This is a genomic window from Salicibibacter cibarius (assembly GCF_016495725.1).
Lineage (GTDB): Bacteria > Bacillota > Bacilli > Bacillales > Marinococcaceae > Salicibibacter > Salicibibacter cibarius.
Genome location: NZ_CP054705.1, coordinates 3945492 through 3967108, shown reverse-complemented (window position 1 = coordinate 3967108; position 21617 = coordinate 3945492). Strand labels below are relative to the sequence as shown.

Genomic DNA, 21617 nt, shown 5'->3' with positions numbered 1-21617 from the left:
CAAGCGAGGGCTTGATTTGATATCAAATCCTAGCATTTTTGCATTGGTTACTAAAATACGGAGGTCATTTTCAGAATGATGACAGGATAAAGCGATCATCACCGAAAAAATCATCATTTTTGGACACACGTCTCCCCTGGTCTTAAGCATGCTTTAAAAAAATAGGGCATATTCGTCTATGTATCTCACTCTAGTTTTAACGCTTGGACACGTCGAAGCACTTTCCAGAAAAAGGCTTGATAAACAAAGCTGGACACTGGCTATCCCCCGGGTGGAATTGAATAAAAGTTTTTGAAAGAAGGTTTCAAAAAATGTTGATTATCAAAGCACTTCTGAGAGGTGGCATCCCATTCATTATTATGGGGGTATTGCTTTATTACTTTATTTTCAAAGGGACTATTCAGATGCCAGAGGTACATTGACTGCAAGTTTTATCGCCTTTTTTGTTGGTGCCGCAACTGTTATATATAACATAGACCTCTGGAGTTTTGCTAAGCGGAGTGGCATTCATTTCATTATCATGTTAATAACCGTTTATCCAATCCTTTTATTAAGCGGTTGGTTTACAATTTCCACCGTATTGGACGCTTTTCAAGTTCTTATTTTCTTCGTTTTGGTTGGGATTATTTTATGGCTTGTAATGATTACGTTAGCGAAAGTTTTCTCATGGTAAATGTTAATATGTGATGCCCATCGACGCTTAGCGATACCGCCGATGTTCGAAGGTCAACTCATCCACTACACTAGCTTTGGTTCCCTAATTCGAGCTTTCAAAAGCTGTTAGGTCGCCAACGAAAGCTTTTGACGACCTAAAGCCGGTAAGCGAAAGCCGTTCGGTTATCAAAGACGACTTTTGACGCCGTAACTCTGAAAGTCAGAAGTCTTTCGGTCGTCAACAGACAGTCTCACGCGAGGTCGGCAGCGGTGTGATCATTTAATTCAAATCTTCTGCACTAGTGTTGAGTGGTTGAATTACTCGGTCACCTAGCACCGGGCAAGTCCCGCGTCAATCGCCCGCAAGCAGCCGCCCATCGATCTTCGGCGGTCACTCAGATTTCAGATCGATAGAAGCCTGCGCAATGGGGGGACAACCTAAATCAAATCCGTGCCTCAGTGGCCTTTGCAGGTGTGACCTTTTATTTCAGCCATGCTGCACTAGTGCACTATCCCAGAAATTGTTTCTTTGAACTTTTCACATCATCTTCATGGGTTATAATGCATAATTGCTGACCATATATTCTTCGGCCAACACCATTTCTACTCCGCAGAGAGGAATGACAAACCTGTTCTCGTGTTCAAGCAGAGGGAAAGTGCGCCAATGGTTCAATAAGCCGATTTTGTCCCACTATAAGAAGCAAAACGGTTCCCAATGGGACAATAACCCTCTTTTCGTCCCATTTCAGGAAGAAAAGTGACGACCAATGGTACAATAAACTCGATTTTGTCCCACTTTAGGAAGGAAAACGACTTCCATTAGCTTCCAATGGGACGATAACCCGGATTTCGTCCCTTAAATTAAAATGGGATCTGCCCTTCCCGATATCGTTCATATCAAATCACTCTTTTTAGACCATGATTCATAGATATCCGGTTTGTATACGATCACCGCTCTCCACATTATTTGCCGTATTTTTTGAGAACACCACCAGGAGGAGGAATTTTTGAAACACGCCACTAGTGCACTGTTTCAGAAGTTTTTTCGTCACATAGAACGGAGCATTACGAGGATGTTTGCGATTGTAGACAAAAATGAAGAATAAGCGACCATTTTGTCCTGCGATGAGAGAATGCAGGACAAAAATACAGGTGATCCGTGAATTTTGTCCTGAAAATCTATAAATCAAGACAAAACCACAAAAACCGTACGTAAATCGTTCGCACTCTGCATTGAAGATGGTGTTCAGCTGAACGCCCAAGTGCTATTTGACACCAGCGGCAGCAAGGACGAATGGCTTAAGAAACCTGGCAGATGAGTTAGGGTCACAGATGGATATTTAAATTCGAATGAATTTCCATATCAGGCGTTTCACTAGCGGAAAACCCGGAGCTTTTCCATGAAATTCATACGTCAACAGCGCAGTATTTTCGCTGGATGAGAATGTATCCGATTTCTGGGATGTGGAAGAAAAGGTGTTGGAAAACGTTCAAAGAGCCTAATTTTTATTATTATTACTTCAAAGATAACTGAGTTACTAGTATAATAAAAATAATAAATTATGTCTCGGATAGGAGTTTGCCGTTTGCACCAAGCACATGCAGTCAAGGATGGATGCGTTGCATGTAGCCATTAAAAGTATTTCGAATCATAGATTCATTAATAGGGACGATTATTATGAAAAGAGTGCCGGAGATTACTTTCATTTTATTCGGGCTTGCATTATGCATTTATCATTCTGTCATTATCCTATTTTCAATACCGCCAAGCTATGAATCAGAGCTCTTGCGATTTATAACCAAAATGTTTCCGCCAATAGAGTTTATTAGAATAATATTTACACTAATGTCTTTGTCCATACAAGTGGCTGTGGCTCTGTTAAGTATCATTGCACTTGTTCTTCTATATAAAAAACCGAAAACAACCTTAAGCGGTATCATGACGCTAATTTGTACGCTAATATTGATTCCCATGGCCGTAGGCGAAGGATGGGTCCTTATTCAACTAATTATATTTGCTGTAGCTTCCCTTATTTGTTTCCTCCGCAACATTTTGATGAACTGAATTTGGTTACATGAAACGAAAGTTAATGCGACCGAAAAGGAAGGCGAGAGCGAAGGTGCGAATGATGAACAATTGACTTTGGGTGCATGATGCTACCATTGGCACTTACGTTATAATATTAAATGATATTTGGAGAAAAAATGAATTTGAAGGAGAGGGTCCTGAAAGTGAACGATTCATTGTTACTGCAATAACTATTGAAAACGTATCAGATCAATTTTTCTATAATCAGACCATAAACATGATCACATGATTGGCTCTTTAAAATCGTACGAGAGGTGATTGTGTATCACAATCTTAAAAACTTGGTTAAGAGCGATCGCAATGGCGGGAAGGTTTTCCGTGGGTCTCCCACCGATCCCTCGACACAAAAGTCAAACCAAACGGCGCATAAAAGTGATATTATTAGCATTCAATCTCAATCTTTTAGATAAGAGTCATTATCTGTATAATAATATAACGAATAAAGGCTAGATCTTGTGGGTATTTCATTCATAAACAGTCATGTTTAAAGGAGGTGAGAAACGTATGGCATGGCTAAGAGTGATCATCGTTTTATTGGGAATCATTGTTTGGCATCCCACCGATCCCTAAACCTTTTGCAACGCTATTAACCTTAGTGGTGCTGCTATATTCATTGATCGAAAGATAAAAAAAGAAAAACAGTGAGACACTTGAATTTAACGACCGGAAAGGAAGATGTGTCAATGAAAAAACTATTTCTGAGCATGATTTTAGGCGCTATGGTATTACTTTCTGCATGTACCAGTCCTGTTGCAGATGAATTGATTACATACCAAAATGAAGAGATCGCTGTGACCTATGTAAATCTTATGGAAGAAGCCGAAGAGGTATTTGTGGCCTATGAACAAATGGCAGGCATGGAAAATTTCGAAGAAGCCGAAGTTTACATGGAGGAAGAAGTGTTACCCGTATCAGAAGAACTCCAAGCGTTTCTATCTAATATCGAGTTAGAACAAGAAGAAGTTCAAGCGGTAAACCAGACACTTATAGAAGCTCATGATACATTGCATGAAGCCTTGGAAATGGACTATGAATCCTTTCAATTAATTAATGGCGGCCAAGTTGATCAAGGATTAGAAATGGCCTATCAATCGCAAGGGGTTTTTGAAGAAGCCGAGCAATTGCTCATGGATTTCGAAGAAGAACGGGATACTTTAATGGAAGAACATGATGTCGAATTGGAGGAAGTGGATGAAGGTTAAATTTGCCTTTATGCTATAATAGGATTTAGAATATAACTAAAACATGCATTGAGAAGTTTTTATTTAATCTCAAAAGAGCTGGTTCCAGCGCCGGCTCTTTGAGTGTTTTTGTTTTTTGTGTAAGTCCTCATGTGGCTTGTTGAAAACTTTAGGTCGGACCGCATAAAAGATATAATAAGCATGCAGTTTAATGGATGTGTATCATATATCGGTTCCAGATGAAAATACGTTCAACGCCGAGTGGATAAACTGCTACAAAAAAGCAGGGATTGATTTTTATCCCAATGCAACCATCTCAAAGTATTGACTTTCAACCTCTTTATACTGCTCGGTACGTTTGTTAAACTTCTGGATAACGTCCTCCATGACTTGATTTCGGTTATTGATTTGATCAATTCTATCTTCTTCTGCTTCCAGTTCATCATGGCTCCATTCATCATCGTTCAGGTCTTCATAAAAGGAAGCGAGTACTTTTAATCGATGTTGGTAATCATCACAAAAGGTGTCTACCAATTCTTTTCGTTCTGCCATCATTTCCAATAATTCAAATGCTTGTCCCTTCAACTCTTGATCGTTCATTTCCTCTATGTTTTCTAGAATAGAAGCCGCTGCTTCATAAGCCTTCTGGAAGTTTTCCTCAGCTTCATCGAGCAATGCTTGCTGTTCTTCTATATAGGTTTCGGCGTCATCGATGCTTTGTTGGAGAGTGGCTTTATCCTGGATGTCGAGTTCGATCAAGTCATTGTAAAGCGATTGCTCTTTTTCCCGGTATTCTTCCAGGTCTTCCTGATTCGACGCAAAAGCCTGTTCATAAGACGAAGATGTTTCTATTTTTTCATGTATCTCGACCGCTTGTTTTTCATCGGATTGACAGCTGGCGAGAAACACAATGCCACAACCTAACATAACAACAAATAACCGATTCACCCTAAAATCCCCCACATATGACGGCCAAAAAAAGGTTTCATAGACAATGACCTACTTAAGAAAATGTTAGCGGTGCCATGTCACTGTCCAACACTTCTGTTTGATAGCCTTGTTCTTTAATATAAGATAGCAATTCCGGCAAATGGTCAACGGTTTCTTGTTTGTCGTGTAGAAGTACAACCGGGGTTTCCCCTTCTTGTTCCATTTGCTCTATTTCTTGAATGGTGTGTTGAACATACCGTTCGTCCTTTAATTCCCAATCTTGGCTGTCTACGTTCCAATCCCAAATTTGAAAATCATTTTGGTCTAATTGAGTGCGCATGTCTTCGGTTAAATACGGAGAACTGCCATAAGGAAGCCGAATGATATCGGATTGTTCCCCCGTTATGTCTTCCAATATCTCTTGGGTTTCAATCATTTCATCTGTTGGCGCAGAAGCATGACTGTAGATTTCATCTTTGTCGTGTGTCATCCCGTGCAAGGCAAGTCCAAACCCTTGCTTATGGGTGCGCTTGACTGCTTCCGGGTTTTCTTTCATATCCGGGCCAAGCATGAAAAACGTCGCTTTCATATTATAGTCATCTAAAATATCTAATAATTTGTCCGTCGCCTCCGAAGGGCCGTCATCGAAAGTCAAATAAATCACGCCATCTTGTTGATAAGATTGATCTTCTTCAACGTCTGTGTCATTTTCTTCTTGTTGAATGGATGTATGTAAGTTAGAATCTTCAAACGAAGGCATCGTATCAAAAGACACAGAAAGGGTTTCTGCAGAAGGGGCTTCCAACGATGGGAAATCGTTTTTTTCATCTGCATCTCCTCTGCCGCCAAATAGTCCAGAAACGATAAGGATGCCGACAATCAATAACACAGATGCGGCAATCTTCCCATTTTTATTCAATCTTGGAAGTCTATGTATCATCTTCTCGCTCCATTTTACGAACTTGATAGATTTTGGCATACAATGACAAAATTCTCATGATATCACCAGGTACTATTCTACCAAAGAGATGCTTTTTATGAAAGAATGACCTGCTTCATTTTTCATATGAATCATTTACTAGCTTTTTTGGTTACGAATTGAGTTCCAGCGCTTTTTCAAATCATTACCATCACCGAAAATCCGAGATTCCTTTTGAAGGCAGAAAAGACATTGAAACGAGCGCAAAAGAAATTTTCCCGCATGACGCAAGGTTCAAATAACTGGAAGAAACAACGTCAAAACGTGCAGCAACTGCACATAAAAATTGCGAACCAACGGCGTGATTTTCTCCATAAACGAAGTTATCACCTTTCGAAACTATAAAACAAAGCCATCGTCTATGAAAAGGGAAGCTCCATCGAAATCTTTGATTTGGGTGGAAAGGTTCACAAAGCCCTCTTTTCTTATTTACGAAGGGGAGGGGTACCTTGAATAAAAGAATGTTATATTTTGACATGACTTTCACATCAATGATGACCAGTTTACTCTTTTCTTTTATTGCGGGATATTTTCATTATCGTATAGATATAGATACATACCAGATGAATCAAGATTTTGGGCTTTATGTTTTATTTTTTTATTTTATGACTGTATTGTTTATCATATTTATTTTAGCGCCTGCAAATTATTTCATGGTCAAACTGGGAAATGTTAAAGGTCCAATCCTATTATCCGTTTTTATGGGTATTTTCATCATCGCTGTAAATGAATCGACCATCCAACAAGCCATATTAAACGTCTTTGTGTTTTTAACGCCGATGTTTTGCATAGGCTCTAGACTCATGCGTTATTTTTTAGACATCAAGCAGAAAAAGTAAGAGCTGGCACTTTTGCCAGCTCTTTTTAAATCAAACAAAGGAGCACCAAATAAAAATAAATTCTCGATACGTGTATATGTCTTTTATATTTCAGTTTTCATTATATCATAAATAGATATAAAATAATCCTTATATGATTATATATATGCCCCTATAACATGATTTTCTCGGTTGACAATCTTGTTAAATTCCTTTTGTCGATCTCGTTTCTCAGAATTTGAATAAAATCGTCTTGCAACCGCATCTCCATCGCCCGGAAGTAAGCATCGACTAAAATGGCATCCGGTAGATCTTTCACGCCTATCACCGACCCTTTTGTTTTAGCATGTATGTTTCTTTCTTCTTCCTCATACACTACCCTTATCTGGACCTTCACCAACCTAATGTTATATGAATTATTTTATCACAAAAAAGATTTTATAATGATCTCTATTTATTCGGGTTGATTCACTACACTTGGTACAAGAAGAAGGAAAGCGAGCGTTTTTTTATGAACATGACAACGGCAGAAAGGATCGGTGCTGCCATTCGGGGGTGTCGGAAAGCGAATAGTATGACCCTGGAACAACTTGCTGAGTATATAGGAACAGCGCCGAGTTATGTCGGAGCCATTGAGCGCGGCCAACGGAATGTTACGATTCGCACACTAGAAAAAATTGCAAACGTTTTTGACCTCGACCTTTTTGATCTTATCAGGCTTGGCGCTAACAAAAATGAAGCCATCAAGGACATCCATACGTTTCTTTTAATGCAAGATGCGACGACGCAGATAAAAGTCCGTAATATGCTTTACGAGCTTTTCAAAGATGATCCAGAATGATAAAAACATAGGTTATTTCGAACATAATCGAAGAAACGCACAAGACATAGAAACACGGGCCCCGGCTCGTGTTATGGCAGGATCTAGGCCAGATGATATAACATTAAGAAATATTTTGTTACAATATGGGGAAGGCTCTGAAACAGAACCCGAAGATGATGTTGAACCCTTCGAAGGAGGGGCTATTGGGAACGCATATGCTGATAAAATGTTATATTTTATTAACCAAGAAGTATAATAGATCACGATCGGGAATGGTTATGTAAAACCATTCCCACTTCGTTATATTGTTCATTACGCGAAACAATACAGTTGGTGGTATTCATGTTCTTTGTTTTATTTATGATAGCAATCTATTTCATATTAGGTTTTGCTCTATGCTATATCTTTTCTTTATTCAAAACCAAATGGTTTGTCTTTATCCCTTTAATTGTGACTGCCGCTATATGCATCGTTTCTTTTATTATCATTAAGTCACAGCCACATATTTATCACGTTGATCATACTTCATCTGAATTCCAAACAACATCGTATACGTATTTGCCGATTTACCTTATCTTTTACTTGACCCCCTTAGTGATTACGACATGGATAGCCGGACCATGGTTTTTCCGTCGCAAGACGGCTGACAATGAATAATCAAAAAAAGCAATCACATAGGTGATTGCTTGAAAACGTTGCGTTTATTATTCGAATCCTCTCACACACCCAATATCACCTAATCTGGAATAACCTCGTTCATCTTTTCCAGGTTTTCGGTAGCTTTTTGAATATGGTCATAGGCGGCTTCATAATTATTGTATCCGTGCCTGTCCGCCACTTGAGCATGTTGCCTTGTTTCCTCTGCCCATGTGTACAATTCTTCATAGTCTTTAATATGCGGTTGCATCTGTTCGAGATTTCCGTCTACAAGATCAATGAACAGTTGCATAGCCAGCCATCCTTTGACGTCTTCGGTTTGCATATCCTCTTTGGATAATACCTGGTAATCGTCATCACTTAGTGCTTCATGGTCTTCGTCTGTCAAATCAGGCAACGTACCCTCAATCGTTTCGCCAGTAGGGGTACGCACTTGCTGATTCGTCTGTTCGACAGATGTCATAAATACGCCCAATGATTGCGTATCATAAGGCATTGTACCACTAAGAGAGTCTGGATCCGGGTTCGAAATCAAAGAATTTAGTTTTTGCGTATCCGCGTCAAACACATAGTAATTTTCATAAATGATATCCCCATCGGAAAAGAAATAATCATCCGGTTGATTCTCTACATCCGGGAAGTGGTCATGCGCTTCTTCCGTCGTTAACTGCCCTTCTTCGGGGAGTTCAAAATTATGGAACAATTCCTCTATGGTTTCATAATCCTCGTCGCTCAGCTGCGTGTCTAAACTTTCAAGGTGGCGTTCATCATCTTCCCATATATGCGAATAATCATCTGCTTTCTTTGCTTCTGCCACTTCTTCTTCTGCATTTGAACAACCGGTCAGAGCCAAAAACGGAACGACCCCTAAATAAAACATATGTTTAAGCATTTTATCTACCCTTTTTAATTCGTTTACAGCCCCTATTTTACAAAACTATTACGCCAGCAACAACCTATTATGATAAGCATTTTCGTATATGTAATAGGCAACCCAAAAATAGGTTGCCTTATTATTTAATCACTGGAAGGCCACGTATGCGTAAACGAAGACGAGTAGAATGGTTCTACCTCTTGGTCTCTATTCGCATTATAGACAACTCGTACAAGATTATTGGAACTCGTAACCCCCTCGAATGTTTCATGAAGGTCTGTTTGCTGACCATCCAGCGTAGCAACGGTCTCGTAGATGCCACCGGTACTCGTTTGTCGTTGCACTTGAATGTTGGCAATGGGCTCTGGATCGAAACCGTCACGTGCTTCCAAACTAACAAGAATACCCCCAAAAGGGTTTGAATACTTCTAGCGCCGCATTCCCCTTCAAAATCTACGATTTAGCGGGGGTTAGGCGCTCTTTTTATTTCTTATTCGTAATAAAAAAGATTTCTAAAAGGACTAGGATTAGGAACAAATGTTTGATATAATGTATCTATCATATAAAGCACCGCCCAATGAAGAGGTACGGCCTTTATATTCGTTCATTGATAATTGGATATATGGGTTGTGTCGAAAAAGCGTTCGACATGTAAAATATTCGGTGTTAAAACCCTTGTTAGAAATAATAAGGTTCGCATTGTAGACAAAAGTTTCTATGCTGCGAATAAGAACATTCTGGAACTTGTCTTCATTCATTAGCCTAAATCTGGCGCAAAACTTCCCGAAGGGAATGACAATGCGAGATATTGAGCTGTATTTAAGACAGGGGATGCTCCATCAAAATCTTTGATTTAGGTGGAGAGGTTCACGAGGCAAGAGAAGCCGTTCGTCATTTCCGCAAACACCGCCATTATATGAATCCGACTATCATAAAAACGAATAACCCTTAAAACCGGTCGCCTTTATCGGCGATCGGTTCTTTTTTGGCAACCATGACCACTCATTGTTTTTTGTAGCATAAGTGCTACAATGCTATACACCCGAAGCAGGAGTAAGAAACATGGATTTCGCCGACCGATTTACAAAAATTGTTGTTAAAACAATGTTATAATACAAACAAAGCATTAATTAAACAGGGAAGGTGTTAAAACATGAGCATTCCCGAAAAAGAGACTGTAACCCTGGAAGAATTTTATCAACGCCGAGAAAACACAGATCAACTGCTCGAATACATTGACGGCGTTATTTACATGTCCCCCTCGCCATCAACCAAACACCAAAGAATCTCTTCAAGGCTGCACGCACAGCTTTTTCAGCATTTAGACGGCTCGAATTGTGAAGTTTTCCCTGCACCTTTTGACATCGAACTTAAAAACGAAGAGGATAAAGACCTTGAAAAACTCAAAAAAATCGTCATACCCGATTTATCTGTGATCTGTGATAAAACCGGTCTCCATGAAGCTAAGTACGTTGGTGCTCCGACTGTTGTCTTCGAAATCCTCAGCCCTTCTAATCAGTCACATGATTTAGTTTTTAAGCTGAATCTGTATATGCAGTACGGCGTCAAAGAATATTGGATTATTAATCCTCTTTTAAATACAATTCAAGTTTATGTCCTTGATGATTCGATGCAATACCAGCAGCAAGCTATTGCGAAAGACAAAGGCATGGTTCAGTCCGAGATGTTGGCAGGCTTTGAGGTGGATATTGAAAAATTGTATAGGTGAATGCTTCCTTCACATTCATGGGCAGTGAACCTCTCCACGTAAATCTATGAAAGGAGACTGATATCCATGTCTGAGAAGCAAAAGAAGAGAGTCTCTAAGGATAAGCGTGAATAGGACGACAGGTGAATGGGAAGATTATATTGATGAATATTATGATGGGGTCAGGCGCGTTGATTTACCATTAAATTCCATACAATTACTTACGTAGGTGTTATGTTCTTCCTGTCATCTAGAAATTGAGCTAAGGTGTCTTTGACTTCCAATGGTGATGTACCAAGGATCAATTCCCGTGCAAATTGAATGAACGTACGCCGGGTCATCCGCCATACAGGTGCCAGCTGGTTGTATAAAAATCGCAGGACCATATAAACCATGATGGCGCAAAATAATTGCCCATAGACCGCATTCGGCGTCGTTCCAAAGAAGTGATTCAGATTCAAGTGTTGTTTGAGAAAGCGGTGAAAAAGCTCGATCTGCCAGCGTGCCTTATAGAGATCGGCGATATCTTCGGCAAAAAGGGTGCTGAGGTTTGTGGCCACCCGAAGGGTATTCCCTTCATCATCATAAAAACAAACGATACGAAACCGGTGATTGGACTGCTTCTTCCCTTTCCCTATTTTCGCTGAATAATCATCGAAAACTCTGGAATGTTCAGACGTTACACGTGGGATAGGCTCCCGCTCTTCGGTATAGATGGACGTTTTCAAGCGGATCACAAAGCCTTTGTCCTCGTCTTCAAGGTTATCGAAATCACGGATGGTGGCATAGGCGCGGTCTCGAACAGATGTGATCAATTGGTGCGAAAATGAATGAGCAACAGCCGCATCATGCGTCAATCCTTTGGAAGCCTCCACTTGGATCGGAAGCAGCGTATCCACACGGAAAAATGTATGCATTTTAACGCCGTTACGTTTCCCGTGATAAGGCGCCCATGGGAGCCGGTTTTCGCCTACGGTCATCGTCGTTGAATCCAGCGCTGCCAACGAAACCGGCAAGTCCATGGAACGACGAGTTTCCCGATTGAAACGGGAACCTAAAAGCTCCAGTATCTCTTTGACGGCTTCATAAGGAAGGATGCTAGCTTTTGTCGATAACGTCGTGTGATCAACGGCTTTGAGGCTCGGATCAATTTTGAGTTTGTTCTCGCTTTCACGGTAATTTTGCCATTGTTCACTTGACGCCAATAGCCAAAAGAAAATTTGATCGGTTCCCAGCCATTTTCGCCCGACTTCTTGGTAATCATGTGAACGAAGAATGTTCTCGATTTCTTCCATCGACACGAAGGATTTAAAAACCTTTAAAAGTGTGTTAGATTGTCCCATGAAGGCATCGCTCCTTTGGTGGGTTTACCTTTATGGTAATAGTGATGCCTTCATTTTTTTAAGTCATTTGCTTGGATAATTTTGGCTAATCAACGCGCCTGTGATGGGGTTTATGTCTACACACCGGACACAGATATAGACCAGACGATCAAAGAAACAAGAGAAGCCGTCCGTCAATATCGAAAGCACCGTGATAATAATTCCGACGATCATAAAAACAAATAGCTCTTAAAACCGGTCACCTTTCTCGGCGGTCAGTTCTTTTTTTGACAACTACCGGGGCTGGCTTGTGAGCGACTTATTGGGTTATACTTAAGAGAAGGAGCGGATGCCGATGATTAAAGCGAAAGCATTTCGCAACATGTCAGAAGAAGAGCGCAGACGCCAACGTATGGAGATGGAGAAAAACGATCAAACTGAATATATTGACCGGGAACTCAAAGGGGTTTATGCTCAGCCTAACCCAGAGTCCACACCGGAATTGCGGAAAAAAGCCATGGAGCATGCAAAAGAAATGGAAGAAAAGAATAAATAGACGTACAGCAAGCTTGTTCGAAAGTATAAAGAAGAACGCGCAAAGCCCTTGGAATAACCGGGGGTTTTTTTCGTGAGTGGCAGCACATACCGCTATAGGGTGCAAGACCCGAATGCAGCCGAACAGCCGGTAAGCATTAGCTAACAGATAGTGCGATGACCGTGAGGTATCGTGCGGAGGATCTGAAGGCAAATCCCTGAACAGAGCTGAATCCCATGTTGGCACGAGAGCGGGATGACTGTGCAAGAAAACAGGAAGTCCGAATAGCTGGCAGCTCGAAGTGTTATGAGGGCTGGATTAGGGAGAAAGCGTATGATGTGACCCATTGCTCCTCTGATTTTCAAAGAAACTTTTTACGTGTGCGCGCATGCGTGTGCGTACGCGTATATATGCGTTATACATGTCCAATTTATTTACTCAACTTTCGGAGCTAAAAATCACAGGTAAACCCTTGTGAAATCAGGATTTTCAGCAGATTTTTTATCCGAAAAAAGCAAAAAACACCCTGTTCTTTGGTAAAATAAAGGTACAACCACCAAAACCAAAGAAAGGATGTTTTCTGTGGCTTCCATGGTACCAGATTCCTATCAAAATAACCAACAACAATCTCGGGTGATGCGCTTTTTCAAACAGGCCAAAGTTGGTACGTTTTTGCATCAATCCAATATTCATAAAGAAAAAGGGTTAACTGCGCTCGTGCTTGTGCAATTTATCTTTTCTCTCGTTCTTCAAGGGAAAAATCTTTACCGGACGCTTGAATCCGACCGTCTCCCTGATGCACCGGAAAAGGATGCGGTGTACGATTTGATGAAACGCTCAACGTACAACTGGCGGAAATTTCTCGTCTTGGTTAGCGCTCATCTCATTGAGACCTACCTCCGACCGTTAACCAATCGCGATGGTGTGTTAATCGTCGATGACTCGAGCTATGACCGTAATCGAAGTAAAGCTGTCGAACTTCTCGCGCGTGTTAAAGATCATACCACAGGCGCCTACTTTAAAGGCTTTCGGATGCTCACGCTCGGCTGGTCAGATGGCACAACATTTCTGCCTCTGGCCTTTTCACTACTCAGTTCGAGAAATGTAAAAAACCGTTTCCAGGAGGTAAATCCGAACATCGACAAACGAACGGTGGGTTATCGCCGCCGACAAGAAGCGCTACAAAAAGGAACGGAAACGTTGTTCACTTTGCTGGATGACATCAACCCTGTGAAGCTTGGCGCTAAAACACTCCTTTTCGATAGTTGGTTTGCATACCCTTCAATCATCAAACGAGTGGTCACCCAGTATCCCCTGGATGTTGTGTGTATGATCAAACGATCATCCAAGATTCACTACACCTATGAAGGGGAATCCTATACAGTGAACCAGCTTTACCAAAAAGTGCGCAAGAAACGGGGGCGAGCGAAAATCCTTGCTTCGATCCTTGTAGGGCTGGGGTCGGATGAAGATGGTCGAGAGGTTCAAGCTCGCATCATCTTTGTTCGTGATCGCGACCGTTCGAAAAAGTGGTTAGCCATCCTGACGACGAACCTGGATCATACGGAAGAAGATGCTGCCCGCATTTATGGCAAACGCTGGGCCATTGAATGCTTTTTCAAAGTGACCAAATCTCACTTGCGATTGGCCAAGGAATTTCAGTGCCGCAGTTATGATGCGCTGACAGCGCATACGTCGATCGTTTTCCTCCGCTACATGATGCTCGCTGTGAGCTCGCGAGAGGGAGAAGATCCTCGCACGATTGGGCAACTGTTTTTCATGTGCTGTGATGAGGTCGAAGATCTTCGATTTTCTGAAGCACTCTTGATGATCCTTGACGTGTTAGGGTCGATGCTCGCGGAAGAACACTTGCTCACCGACGAGCAAATTCAACCGTTTCTGGATCGCTTGTTTGATCATCTACCGGATTTTTTGCGAAAACCGTTACTTTCTTAAAAGTAAACAACCTTAAATCCCTTTATATCAGAGGTTTACGTGTGTTAGTCATGTCCGAAAGTTGAGTTATTTATATAAAAGAGGAACAAAGGAACACAGCTTTTGTAAATACTGTTAAATCAACAATATTATGTTCCAATTTGGCGTAAAAAAAGAGGAACATGGAGGAACAAAGAGGAACATTTCGGGGGTTTGAAGGAACATGAGACCCCAAATTCAACGATGTAAGGCGGTATACAAACGTGAGTGCGTACACACAGAAGCAAATGTATAAAAGATTTTAACGTATCATTTTACTTTTATGTATGCAAAATTAAGCGTTTGTTCCTTTTTTGTACTCGCTTGTCCCTCGATGTTCCTGGTCAAAAGCCTTCAAAAAGGTACATAATTAAAGCGCTTTCATAAGTATACCGCATACCGATAGCACCACGTCGTGCTTCTTGTATGGCAAAATCAATTGAAAAAATTGGAAAATAATGTTATATTCAACATAGAGGTATCGTTTAACGGTAAAACAGAGGGCTCCAAACCCTCCGATGCGGGTTCGATTCCCGCGACCTCTGCCAAACAATCACGCCCGTTGAGATGCACGGGCTAAATAAGCATCTATTATAAATCTATCTCCTACCCTTACGTCAAAGTCGCACCTTATGTCGGGCATATAGGGTGCGTCGATGACATTGTTTAATTGCTTGCTGTCTGTTTCAAATCCAGGGGTTGTTTTTCCCATAGACAAGGATTTATTCCGTGAAGGAGCGTGATCACGATAAACCGCGAGCATCACCCTAATATCGATCCGAAAAAGAAACCTGGATTCAATCAGACCATGACGCCTGTTGACCCTCATGAGCAGTACATTGATGATCATTTTGGTGGCGTCTACGCCGACGGTCGCGGCAAAGACACCGAGAAAGAAAAAGCAATCACACGCGAACTTGTTCGAAAGTATAAAGAAGAGCGTTCAAAGCCCTCAGAATAACCGGGGGCTTTTTTCATGCGCGCATAGCATCGATGCGCCACGCGCGTACCGGTTCTTTTTTCTGCAACGGGGGGTACTGGAAAATTAAACTATGGAAAACTAACTGTATAATTCCTCTCGTCATTAAAATGGCGAGCATCCTTGTAAGCACAAGTGGCAAACAGATAAAAATGTCCGATTATACCCTTCTCTCGCGACAACATATTTGGTAATGTAGATCGTATATACCGATAAGGAGCACTCTCATGAACGTTATTATTCCGACAAAAACAAGTGGCGAAATCTACAAAGGATCTGTTCAACCGGCTTCTCGCCTTGATGTTTTCCCTGGCGCCTTCTTTGATTGGCATCAGCTCATCAAAGACGGTGAATATTTGATTTATAAATTAACGGTTCGTGGGAACACTGATACCCAAGCGTTAATCGCATACCGTCAAGAAAAAGGCTTCTTTCGAGTGAAAGCATTAGAAAAAAGGGATTATAAAAATCCCGACAATTTACTTCTTATCACAGGTCCGCTTCTTGCTTATGTGGCCCATCAATGTACCTCTATTGAAGATGAACCTTTTATTTTAGTTGAAACCAAAACCACACCGCAAGTCCTTGATAACTACAAGGCTTTTGGTGGTGAACTTCATTATGCACCGGAACCCGCCATGGTATTTGACCCCTTTGCTTGCATCCAACTCATTGAGTTATACTTAAGGAAAGGAGTGAATGCTGATGATTAAAAACAAAAAGCTTGTTGCCAAGTTTCCGCCGATATCCGAATCGGAACGCAAAAAAATCATCCGGGAACAGGCCGAAGCAAGTAGTCAGCATGCCGACTACATCGACAAACATTTAAACGGTGTATATGCACAACCAAACCCAAGCGCAACGTCGGAAGACTATCGCCATATCATCGAAACCGTCAAAAAAATGCGCAAAGATTACCAAGAAGAATTTCCAGATAAAGACACGTCACTCGTCCCATTAAGAGAAATTGAAGATTATTTCGCTGCTAAACATCAATAACCCTATACGAGTGATTGGCGCACCATCGGAAACGGTGGTGTGTCTTTTTTGTGGCATCAGGCGATAATGGATAATCTAAGGCTTCATACAGCCGCCATGACTTCCGGTCGTTTTGATATCTGCCACAACGTAGACCTTGAAGCCGGTATCGAAGGGCGCATGGAAGACCTGGACATCCTAGAGGTTCAGGGCGCCTTTGCCATTGTGATTTTGATTAACCATGGCGAGTTTAAACGGATCGAGCCTGGAACGACCTGCGCAATTATTAAAGACCTACAAGGAACCGTTAGGCCATAGGATTTGCCACATGTCGGTGCGCCACGCGCGCGCCGGGTCATGCACCCGTCGATAGGTGTTTACTTAAACGTTTACATTTTCGTATACGTTTATTACATTGAAGAAAGAGAACCATGAAGAATCCTTTTTGAAATGTTTGAGGTGTCTAGGGTGAACAAATTTTGGAATGTCATGGCAATACTGTCGAGCATATTTTTGGGTGTATTTATCTTTTTAGGTTTTTTTAATCCCGAGGTGCTCAGTAATATTGTAGAGGGTAATTATCTGCTTTTTGTAGGAAGTGCCATACTAATGTTTTTGGGGTTTTTAGGGGTGAAGCGAAGGGACACGGAAGATAAAAAAGTGACATGGAAAATGGCTCAGGCGCGTTGATTAGCCAAAATTATCCAAGCAAATGACTTAAAAAAATGAAGGCATCACTATGACCATAAAGGTAAACCCTACCAAAGGAGTGATGCCTTCATGGGACAATCTAACACACTTTTAAAGGTTTTTAAATCCTTCGTGTCGATGGAAGAAATCGAGAACATTCTTCGTTCACATGATTACCAAGAAGTCGGGCGAAAATGGCTGGGAACCGATCAAATTTTCTTTTGGCTATTGGCGTCAAGTGAACAATGGCAAAATTACCGTGAAAGCGAGAACAAACTCAAAATTGATCCGAGCCTCAAAGCCGTTGATCACACGACGTTATCGACAAAAGCTAGCATCCTTCCTTATGAAGCCGTCAAAGAGATACTGGAGCTTTTAGGTTCCCGTTTCAATCGGGAAACTCGTCGTTCCATGGACTTGCCGGTTTCGTTGGCAGCGCTGGATTCAACGACGATGACCGTAGGCGAAAACCGGCTCCCATGGGCGCCTTATCACGGGAAACGTAACGGCGTTAAAATGCATACATTTTTCCGTGTGGATACGCTGCTTCCGATCCAAGTGGAGGCTTCCAAAGGATTGACGCATGATGCGGCTGTTGCTCATTCATTTTCGCACCAATTGATCACATCTGTTCGAGACCGCGCCTATGCCACCATCCGTGATTTCGATAACCTTGAAGACGAGGACAAAGGCTTTGTGATCCGCTTGAAAACGTCCATCTATACCGAAGAGCGGGAGCCTATCCCACGTGTAACGTCTGAACATTCCAGAGTTTTCGATGATTATTCAGCGAAAATAGGGAAAGGGAAGAAGCAGTCCAATCACCGGTTTCGTATCGTTTGTTTTTATGATGATGAAGGGAATACCCTTCGGGTGGCCACAAACCTCAGCACCCTTTTTGCCGAAGATATCGCCGATCTCTATAAGGCACGCTGGCAGATCGAGCTTTTTCACCGCTTTCTCAAACAACACTTGAATCTGAATCACTTCTTTGGAACGACGCCGAATGCGGTCTATGGGCAATTATTTTGCGCCATCATGGTTTATATGGTCCTGCGATTTTTATACAACCAGCTGGCACCTGTATGGCGGATGACCCGGCGTACGTTCATTCAATTTGCACGGGAATTGATCCTTGGTACATCTCCATTGGAAGTCAAAGACACCTTAGCTCAATTTCTAGATGACAGGAAGAACATGACACCTACGTAAGTAATTTTATGGAATTTAATGGTAAATCAACGCGCCTGAAAATGGCTGTAGAATCATTGATAGGATTAGCTTTTTTAATTACGATTGCATCCATTGTGCATTGGGTTTTTGGGCTGTAGTCATGGCGAGCCAGTGTTGTCCCTAAACGAGACGTTTATCTTAAATAAGAACGGGCCCTTCAACATCAGACCAAATGGTGGGGTAGCTTTATCGTCGAAAAACAGAGCATTTGGGATTGCCTTTAAGTCAGTCAGGGGGTGGAAGAGAGATGAAAGATCGGACGTGGAATATTTTATTTGTAGTGGTATTGGCTATAATTATAACCATTGCTTTTAGTACAAGTTATTCCGCAACAGAAGGAGACAGCGTCCTTGTTGAAAACACGGGGATAATGGTGACACTTGTAGGGATAATCTGTGTCTGCGGATACTTATTATTCCTCTCCTTCATCCGAGGCTTTGAATCAGAGAAAAAAGTAACATTTAGAACGTATATTAAAACGGGTATTCTGATTATAATAGCATTCTCTGTTTTAGCGATGATAAGGCTGTAATCAGAAGCGACGGTCAATTAGAATGTGTGATAGACGTTCAACGCCGAGCCGATCATAAGTAAAACGAGGTGTGATTGATGAGCGACAAAGCTTGGAATAGACTTTTTTGGGCAATGATTATTGGAGGAAGTGGTGCCGGACTATTATTCGCTTGGTATGGGGATCGAAACACGGAACAAGTTTCACATTTTTTAAATGAAAATACATGGGTACCTTTGCTATTTGTAGGGGTACTTGCAATAATGCTTTATGTCGGCATACTGGCATTGGTCCGAACAATGACCGGAAGGCCAATCAGCATCAAAACCGTTTTTATGAGTATCGGTATACTCGCGCTGATTTTGATTTTTTATGGCGTAACCAGAGGTTATGGATGAAAATAGCTTATTTGAGAATACATACAAAATCCGCCAGAGTAAAAACAATGATAACCATCTTCATATAAAAAAGCCACACTGATTTTTGTGTGTGACTTCTTGTACGTTGATTTATTCCTCAAGCTCACTCTCATCAAATTCCCAGCGGACTTCGTTGGCAAGTGAGCCTAGATTAAGTCCATATATCAGTTCGTAGCTATTAGTTTCTGATATATCAAAAATAATTTCCCCGTCAATTGAATCACCAGGACCAACTTCTTCACCTTCAAATCCATCATCCCAATAAGTACCGACGTATGACTCACTTTCATTCATTAAATCTGAATCAGCCAAATCCAACCCATCAACTGTTTGATCTGATACATTTTCTATCGTGACATCAATAAAAATAAAATGATCATTTTCAGGGCTATCTCCTTCATATTCATCTTCTGCCCAAACATCATTAGGTGTAATATCAAAGGTACCCATATTGGAATCATATGTCCCAGTTTCCCCTAACGTTAACTGTTGGTCCTCCTCGAAATCCTCTTCTGAAGATCCATTATCGCCTTCATCATCTTCGCTCTCGTCTATCAACGTCTTCGTCCGTGTCATTTTCCTCAGCTTCACTTGTATCATCATCCGTGTCCGGGGCGTCTTCACCTGTCGCCTCTTCCTCATCATCTCCGCAGGCAACTAACAATGTTGCACTTAAAAATACCGTGGGTGCTATTTTCGTAACTGTTCTCATTATGTATACCTCCTATCGATTCAGCAATTCTCTGTATTTGTATTAATTATCATAATTTTACCATTCAAAAAACGCGTTTTACTCATACAAACGAATATCATTGTTTTTTCGCAAAATGGCTCTTTAATCAAACAAAGCAATAAAACGACCATATAGTTTAAAAAAGCCATCATTGGTTCAGCAAACGTGTCCTATTGCTACAGAAATTGTATTAAACAATGAGGAACACGCCAAGACCTGAGAAAGCCACTCCAACGATGACTACAAATGACCGAACAAAGGGAGAAGGTAACTTCTGAATTAATAATGTAAGCCATTCAACCTCAAACAAGAAGTTGTCACCACGACTCTTAGCTTTAAGGTCTTTGTTACTCATTTTCTTTGCTCCTATGGCAAGTATGATAATTCCCCACATAAGGAATAATACACCTAAAATAATGCCCAATTTTCAACCTCCAATCTGATCGAATCCATGAATATAGGCGATACTTGATAAACCAATTGCGCTCCATTTATTGAACAAAGTGATTCCTATTTTTCAGGCATAGCGAATGTCACAGAAGCACCATTGTTTTCTTCGATTTTCATAAATATTTCATTAAGAATGTCTAGTGCTCTTGCATTTGATTCATATTTTCCTAAATCTTTACTCCAATCATGTCTAACCTTTGTGCCAATCACACCCTTTAACTTTTTCCCGTTGACCGTAACTTCTTTTACATTTATCAAACTTTGTTTGTCTTGTGTAGCAATCCATAGCATAGAAAAATCACCCTTTTCATTTATATGATTTCTTGTGTGTTCAACAATTTAAACCGTTTATGGCACAACGATGAGATGAACGTTCGTTATTCCTCAAGCTCACTCTCATCAAATTCCCAGCGGACTTCGTTGGATAAGGAATCTGGGCCCCACCCGTAAGTTAACTCATAATAACTAGAATCCGTATGATCAAAGACTAATTCTCCGGTTAAAGATTCGCCAGGTTCTAAGTCTCCATCAAAACCATAAAACCAATAAACCCCGATATTTGATTCATCTTCATTTAATAAATCCGCATGAGCAAGATCTTGTGCGTCGATCGTGTCATCCGAATTATTCTCAACGGTAACTTCTGTAATAACATACAAGTCATCAACAGGAGGTTCTCCTTCAACCTCATCATCAGTCCATACATCATCTAAAGTAATTTCAAACGTGCCAAAATTGGCATCATAAGTTCCCGTTTCACCTAAAGACAGTTGCTGATCCTCCGCAAAATCATCCGAGGAGCCGTTTTCATCGTCACTATCATCTTCTTCGGTTGCATCAACATCAACACCCTCGTCCGCATCATCTTCCTCAGCTTCAGTGATGTCACGATCATTGTCCGGCGCACCCTCGCCATTCGCCTCTTCGTCTGCGTCGTCATCTCCGCAGGCGGCCAACAATGCGGCGCTTAGGAACATCATAGATGCTGTTTTCGTCCATATTTTCATTATCTATCCCTCCTATTGACTCAGCGTTTCTCTATATTCGAATAATTATCATTTTATCATATAAAAGCAGGTT

29 protein-coding genes and 1 tRNA gene are annotated in these 21617 nt (G+C 41.2%); 18 read left to right on the top strand and 12 right to left on the bottom strand.

Going from position 1 to position 21617, the window contains the following annotated elements; translation table 11 throughout:
- Positions 1 to 418: 418 nt before the first annotated feature.
- Positions 419 to 673 carry a DUF3021 family protein gene (locus HUG15_RS20050; protein ID WP_246516415.1) on the top strand — a complete coding sequence of 85 codons (255 nt, stop codon included), beginning with the start codon at positions 419 to 421 and terminating at the stop codon, positions 671 to 673.
- A gap of 2753 nt (positions 674 to 3426) precedes the next feature.
- Positions 3427 to 3945: a hypothetical protein gene (locus tag HUG15_RS20045; protein ID WP_200125175.1), complete on the top strand. Its 519-nt coding sequence runs from the start codon at positions 3427 to 3429 to the stop codon at positions 3943 to 3945.
- A 276-nt stretch (positions 3946 to 4221) separates the two neighbouring features.
- Here HUG15_RS20045 and HUG15_RS20040 read toward each other — a convergent pair whose 3' ends face one another.
- Together HUG15_RS20040 and HUG15_RS20035 are read right to left on the bottom strand one after the other, a co-directional pair.
- Entirely contained in the window at positions 4222 to 4872 is a 651-nt protein-coding gene (locus HUG15_RS20040; RefSeq protein WP_200125173.1) for a YkyA family protein, read from the bottom strand.
- Positions 4873 to 4927: 55 nt separating this feature from the next.
- Positions 4928 to 5794, bottom strand: coding sequence for a polysaccharide deacetylase family protein (locus HUG15_RS20035; protein WP_200125171.1), 867 nt, complete (start codon positions 5792 to 5794; stop codon positions 4928 to 4930).
- A 213-nt stretch (positions 5795 to 6007) separates the two neighbouring features.
- Here HUG15_RS20035 and HUG15_RS20030 point away from each other — a divergent pair, with 213 nt between their 5' ends.
- Both HUG15_RS20030 and HUG15_RS20025 read left to right on the top strand, forming a co-directional pair.
- Positions 6008 to 6178, top strand: coding sequence for a transposase (locus tag HUG15_RS20030; protein WP_200125169.1), 171 nt, complete (start codon positions 6008 to 6010; stop codon positions 6176 to 6178).
- Between the two features lie 104 nt (positions 6179 to 6282).
- Complete coding sequence (locus HUG15_RS20025) at positions 6283 to 6672, top strand: hypothetical protein (protein ID WP_200125167.1); 390 nt, start codon at positions 6283 to 6285, stop codon at positions 6670 to 6672.
- A 151-nt stretch (positions 6673 to 6823) separates the two neighbouring features.
- On the opposite strand, the gene sda is transcribed toward HUG15_RS20025, so the two are convergent.
- Positions 6824 to 6916 (bottom strand): sporulation histidine kinase inhibitor Sda, encoded by a 93-nt coding sequence (gene sda / locus HUG15_RS20020; protein ID WP_246516692.1) that lies wholly within the window; start codon positions 6914 to 6916, stop codon positions 6824 to 6826.
- Between the two features lie 246 nt (positions 6917 to 7162).
- Here sda and HUG15_RS20015 point away from each other — a divergent pair, with 246 nt between their 5' ends.
- Together HUG15_RS20015 and HUG15_RS20010 are read left to right on the top strand one after the other, a co-directional pair.
- The gene (locus HUG15_RS20015) at positions 7163 to 7492 is read left to right on the top strand and encodes a helix-turn-helix domain-containing protein (protein ID WP_211202285.1); all 330 of its coding nucleotides are present in this window, start codon (positions 7163 to 7165) and stop codon (positions 7490 to 7492) included.
- Positions 7479 to 7730: a hypothetical protein gene (locus HUG15_RS20010; RefSeq protein WP_200125163.1), complete on the top strand. Its 252-nt coding sequence runs from the start codon at positions 7479 to 7481 to the stop codon at positions 7728 to 7730. Before HUG15_RS20015 ends, HUG15_RS20010 begins: the two co-directional genes overlap by 14 nt.
- A 480-nt stretch (positions 7731 to 8210) precedes the next feature.
- On the opposite strand, the gene HUG15_RS20005 is transcribed toward HUG15_RS20010, so the two are convergent.
- Together HUG15_RS20005 and HUG15_RS20000 are read right to left on the bottom strand one after the other, a co-directional pair.
- Complete coding sequence (locus HUG15_RS20005) at positions 8211 to 9023, bottom strand: hypothetical protein (RefSeq protein WP_200125161.1); 813 nt, start codon at positions 9021 to 9023, stop codon at positions 8211 to 8213.
- Positions 9024 to 9148: 125 nt separating this feature from the next.
- Positions 9149 to 9397: a hypothetical protein gene (locus HUG15_RS20000; RefSeq protein ID WP_200125159.1), complete on the bottom strand. Its 249-nt coding sequence runs from the start codon at positions 9395 to 9397 to the stop codon at positions 9149 to 9151.
- A 761-nt stretch (positions 9398 to 10158) separates the two neighbouring features.
- On the opposite strand from HUG15_RS20000, the gene HUG15_RS19995 reads away from it, so the two are divergent.
- A complete protein-coding gene (locus HUG15_RS19995; RefSeq protein WP_200125157.1) occupies positions 10159 to 10734 on the top strand; it encodes a Uma2 family endonuclease in 576 nt (191 codons plus the stop codon).
- A 200-nt stretch (positions 10735 to 10934) separates the two neighbouring features.
- Here the strand turns inward: HUG15_RS19995 and HUG15_RS19990 are convergent, their stop codons facing one another.
- Positions 10935 to 12056: an IS4 family transposase gene (locus HUG15_RS19990; RefSeq protein ID WP_200125155.1), complete on the bottom strand. Its 1122-nt coding sequence runs from the start codon at positions 12054 to 12056 to the stop codon at positions 10935 to 10937.
- A gap of 334 nt (positions 12057 to 12390) precedes the next feature.
- Here HUG15_RS19990 and HUG15_RS19980 point away from each other — a divergent pair, with 334 nt between their 5' ends.
- Positions 12391 to 12591, top strand: coding sequence for a hypothetical protein (locus tag HUG15_RS19980; protein ID WP_200125151.1), 201 nt, complete (start codon positions 12391 to 12393; stop codon positions 12589 to 12591).
- A gap of 437 nt (positions 12592 to 13028) precedes the next feature.
- On the opposite strand, the gene HUG15_RS23440 is transcribed toward HUG15_RS19980, so the two are convergent.
- Positions 13029 to 13163, bottom strand: a complete 135-nt coding sequence (locus HUG15_RS23440) for a hypothetical protein (protein WP_281393566.1) — start codon at positions 13161 to 13163, stop codon at positions 13029 to 13031.
- On the opposite strand from HUG15_RS23440, the gene HUG15_RS19975 reads away from it, so the two are divergent.
- The 10 genes from HUG15_RS19975 (at position 13162) to HUG15_RS19930 (ending at position 19333) form a co-directional block, all read left to right on the top strand.
- Entirely contained in the window at positions 13162 to 14526 is a 1365-nt protein-coding gene (locus HUG15_RS19975; RefSeq protein ID WP_200125148.1) for an IS4 family transposase, read from the top strand. The two genes, HUG15_RS23440 and HUG15_RS19975, sit on opposite strands and share 2 nt — an antisense overlap.
- A 492-nt stretch (positions 14527 to 15018) precedes the next feature.
- Positions 15019 to 15092, top strand: a tRNA-Trp gene (locus HUG15_RS19970).
- Between the two features lie 191 nt (positions 15093 to 15283).
- Positions 15284 to 15505 (top strand): hypothetical protein, encoded by a 222-nt coding sequence (locus HUG15_RS19965; RefSeq protein ID WP_200125146.1) that lies wholly within the window; start codon positions 15284 to 15286, stop codon positions 15503 to 15505.
- 245 nt (positions 15506 to 15750) lie between these two features.
- Positions 15751 to 16236 carry a hypothetical protein gene (locus tag HUG15_RS19960; protein ID WP_200125144.1) on the top strand — a complete coding sequence of 162 codons (486 nt, stop codon included), beginning with the start codon at positions 15751 to 15753 and terminating at the stop codon, positions 16234 to 16236.
- Positions 16229 to 16522 carry a hypothetical protein gene (locus HUG15_RS19955; RefSeq protein ID WP_200125142.1) on the top strand — a complete coding sequence of 98 codons (294 nt, stop codon included), beginning with the start codon at positions 16229 to 16231 and terminating at the stop codon, positions 16520 to 16522. Before HUG15_RS19960 ends, HUG15_RS19955 begins: the two co-directional genes overlap by 8 nt.
- Before the next feature lie 48 nt (positions 16523 to 16570).
- On the top strand, positions 16571 to 16819 hold the full coding sequence (locus tag HUG15_RS19950) for a hypothetical protein (protein ID WP_211202284.1): 249 nt from the start codon (positions 16571 to 16573) through the stop codon (positions 16817 to 16819).
- 150 nt (positions 16820 to 16969) lie between these two features.
- Positions 16970 to 17191, top strand: a complete 222-nt coding sequence (locus tag HUG15_RS19945) for a hypothetical protein (RefSeq protein ID WP_200125138.1) — start codon at positions 16970 to 16972, stop codon at positions 17189 to 17191.
- 90 nt (positions 17192 to 17281) lie between these two features.
- The gene (locus HUG15_RS19940) at positions 17282 to 18403 is read left to right on the top strand and encodes an IS4 family transposase (RefSeq protein WP_200125136.1); all 1122 of its coding nucleotides are present in this window, start codon (positions 17282 to 17284) and stop codon (positions 18401 to 18403) included.
- A gap of 268 nt (positions 18404 to 18671) precedes the next feature.
- Positions 18672 to 18956, top strand: a complete 285-nt coding sequence (locus HUG15_RS19935) for a hypothetical protein (RefSeq protein ID WP_200125133.1) — start codon at positions 18672 to 18674, stop codon at positions 18954 to 18956.
- Positions 18957 to 19033: 77 nt separating this feature from the next.
- Positions 19034 to 19333, top strand: a complete 300-nt coding sequence (locus HUG15_RS19930; protein WP_200125131.1) for a hypothetical protein — start codon at positions 19034 to 19036, stop codon at positions 19331 to 19333.
- Between the two features lie 111 nt (positions 19334 to 19444).
- Here the strand turns inward: HUG15_RS19930 and HUG15_RS19925 are convergent, their stop codons facing one another.
- The 5 genes from HUG15_RS19925 to HUG15_RS19905 form a co-directional block, all read right to left on the bottom strand.
- On the bottom strand, positions 19445 to 19912 hold the full coding sequence (locus HUG15_RS19925; RefSeq protein ID WP_200125129.1) for a DUF4352 domain-containing protein: 468 nt from the start codon (positions 19910 to 19912) through the stop codon (positions 19445 to 19447).
- On the bottom strand, positions 19890 to 20066 hold the full coding sequence (locus tag HUG15_RS19920; protein WP_200125127.1) for a hypothetical protein: 177 nt from the start codon (positions 20064 to 20066) through the stop codon (positions 19890 to 19892). The genes HUG15_RS19925 and HUG15_RS19920 overlap by 23 nt, the downstream gene beginning before the upstream one ends.
- Before the next feature lie 211 nt (positions 20067 to 20277).
- The gene (locus HUG15_RS19915; protein ID WP_200125125.1) at positions 20278 to 20511 is read right to left on the bottom strand and encodes a hypothetical protein; all 234 of its coding nucleotides are present in this window, start codon (positions 20509 to 20511) and stop codon (positions 20278 to 20280) included.
- 86 nt (positions 20512 to 20597) lie between these two features.
- A complete protein-coding gene (locus HUG15_RS19910) occupies positions 20598 to 20828 on the bottom strand; it encodes a hypothetical protein (protein WP_200125123.1) in 231 nt (76 codons plus the stop codon).
- Positions 20829 to 20914: 86 nt separating this feature from the next.
- Positions 20915 to 21544 (bottom strand): DUF4352 domain-containing protein, encoded by a 630-nt coding sequence (locus HUG15_RS19905; RefSeq protein WP_200125121.1) that lies wholly within the window; start codon positions 21542 to 21544, stop codon positions 20915 to 20917.
- Positions 21545 to 21617: the final 73 nt, after the last annotated feature.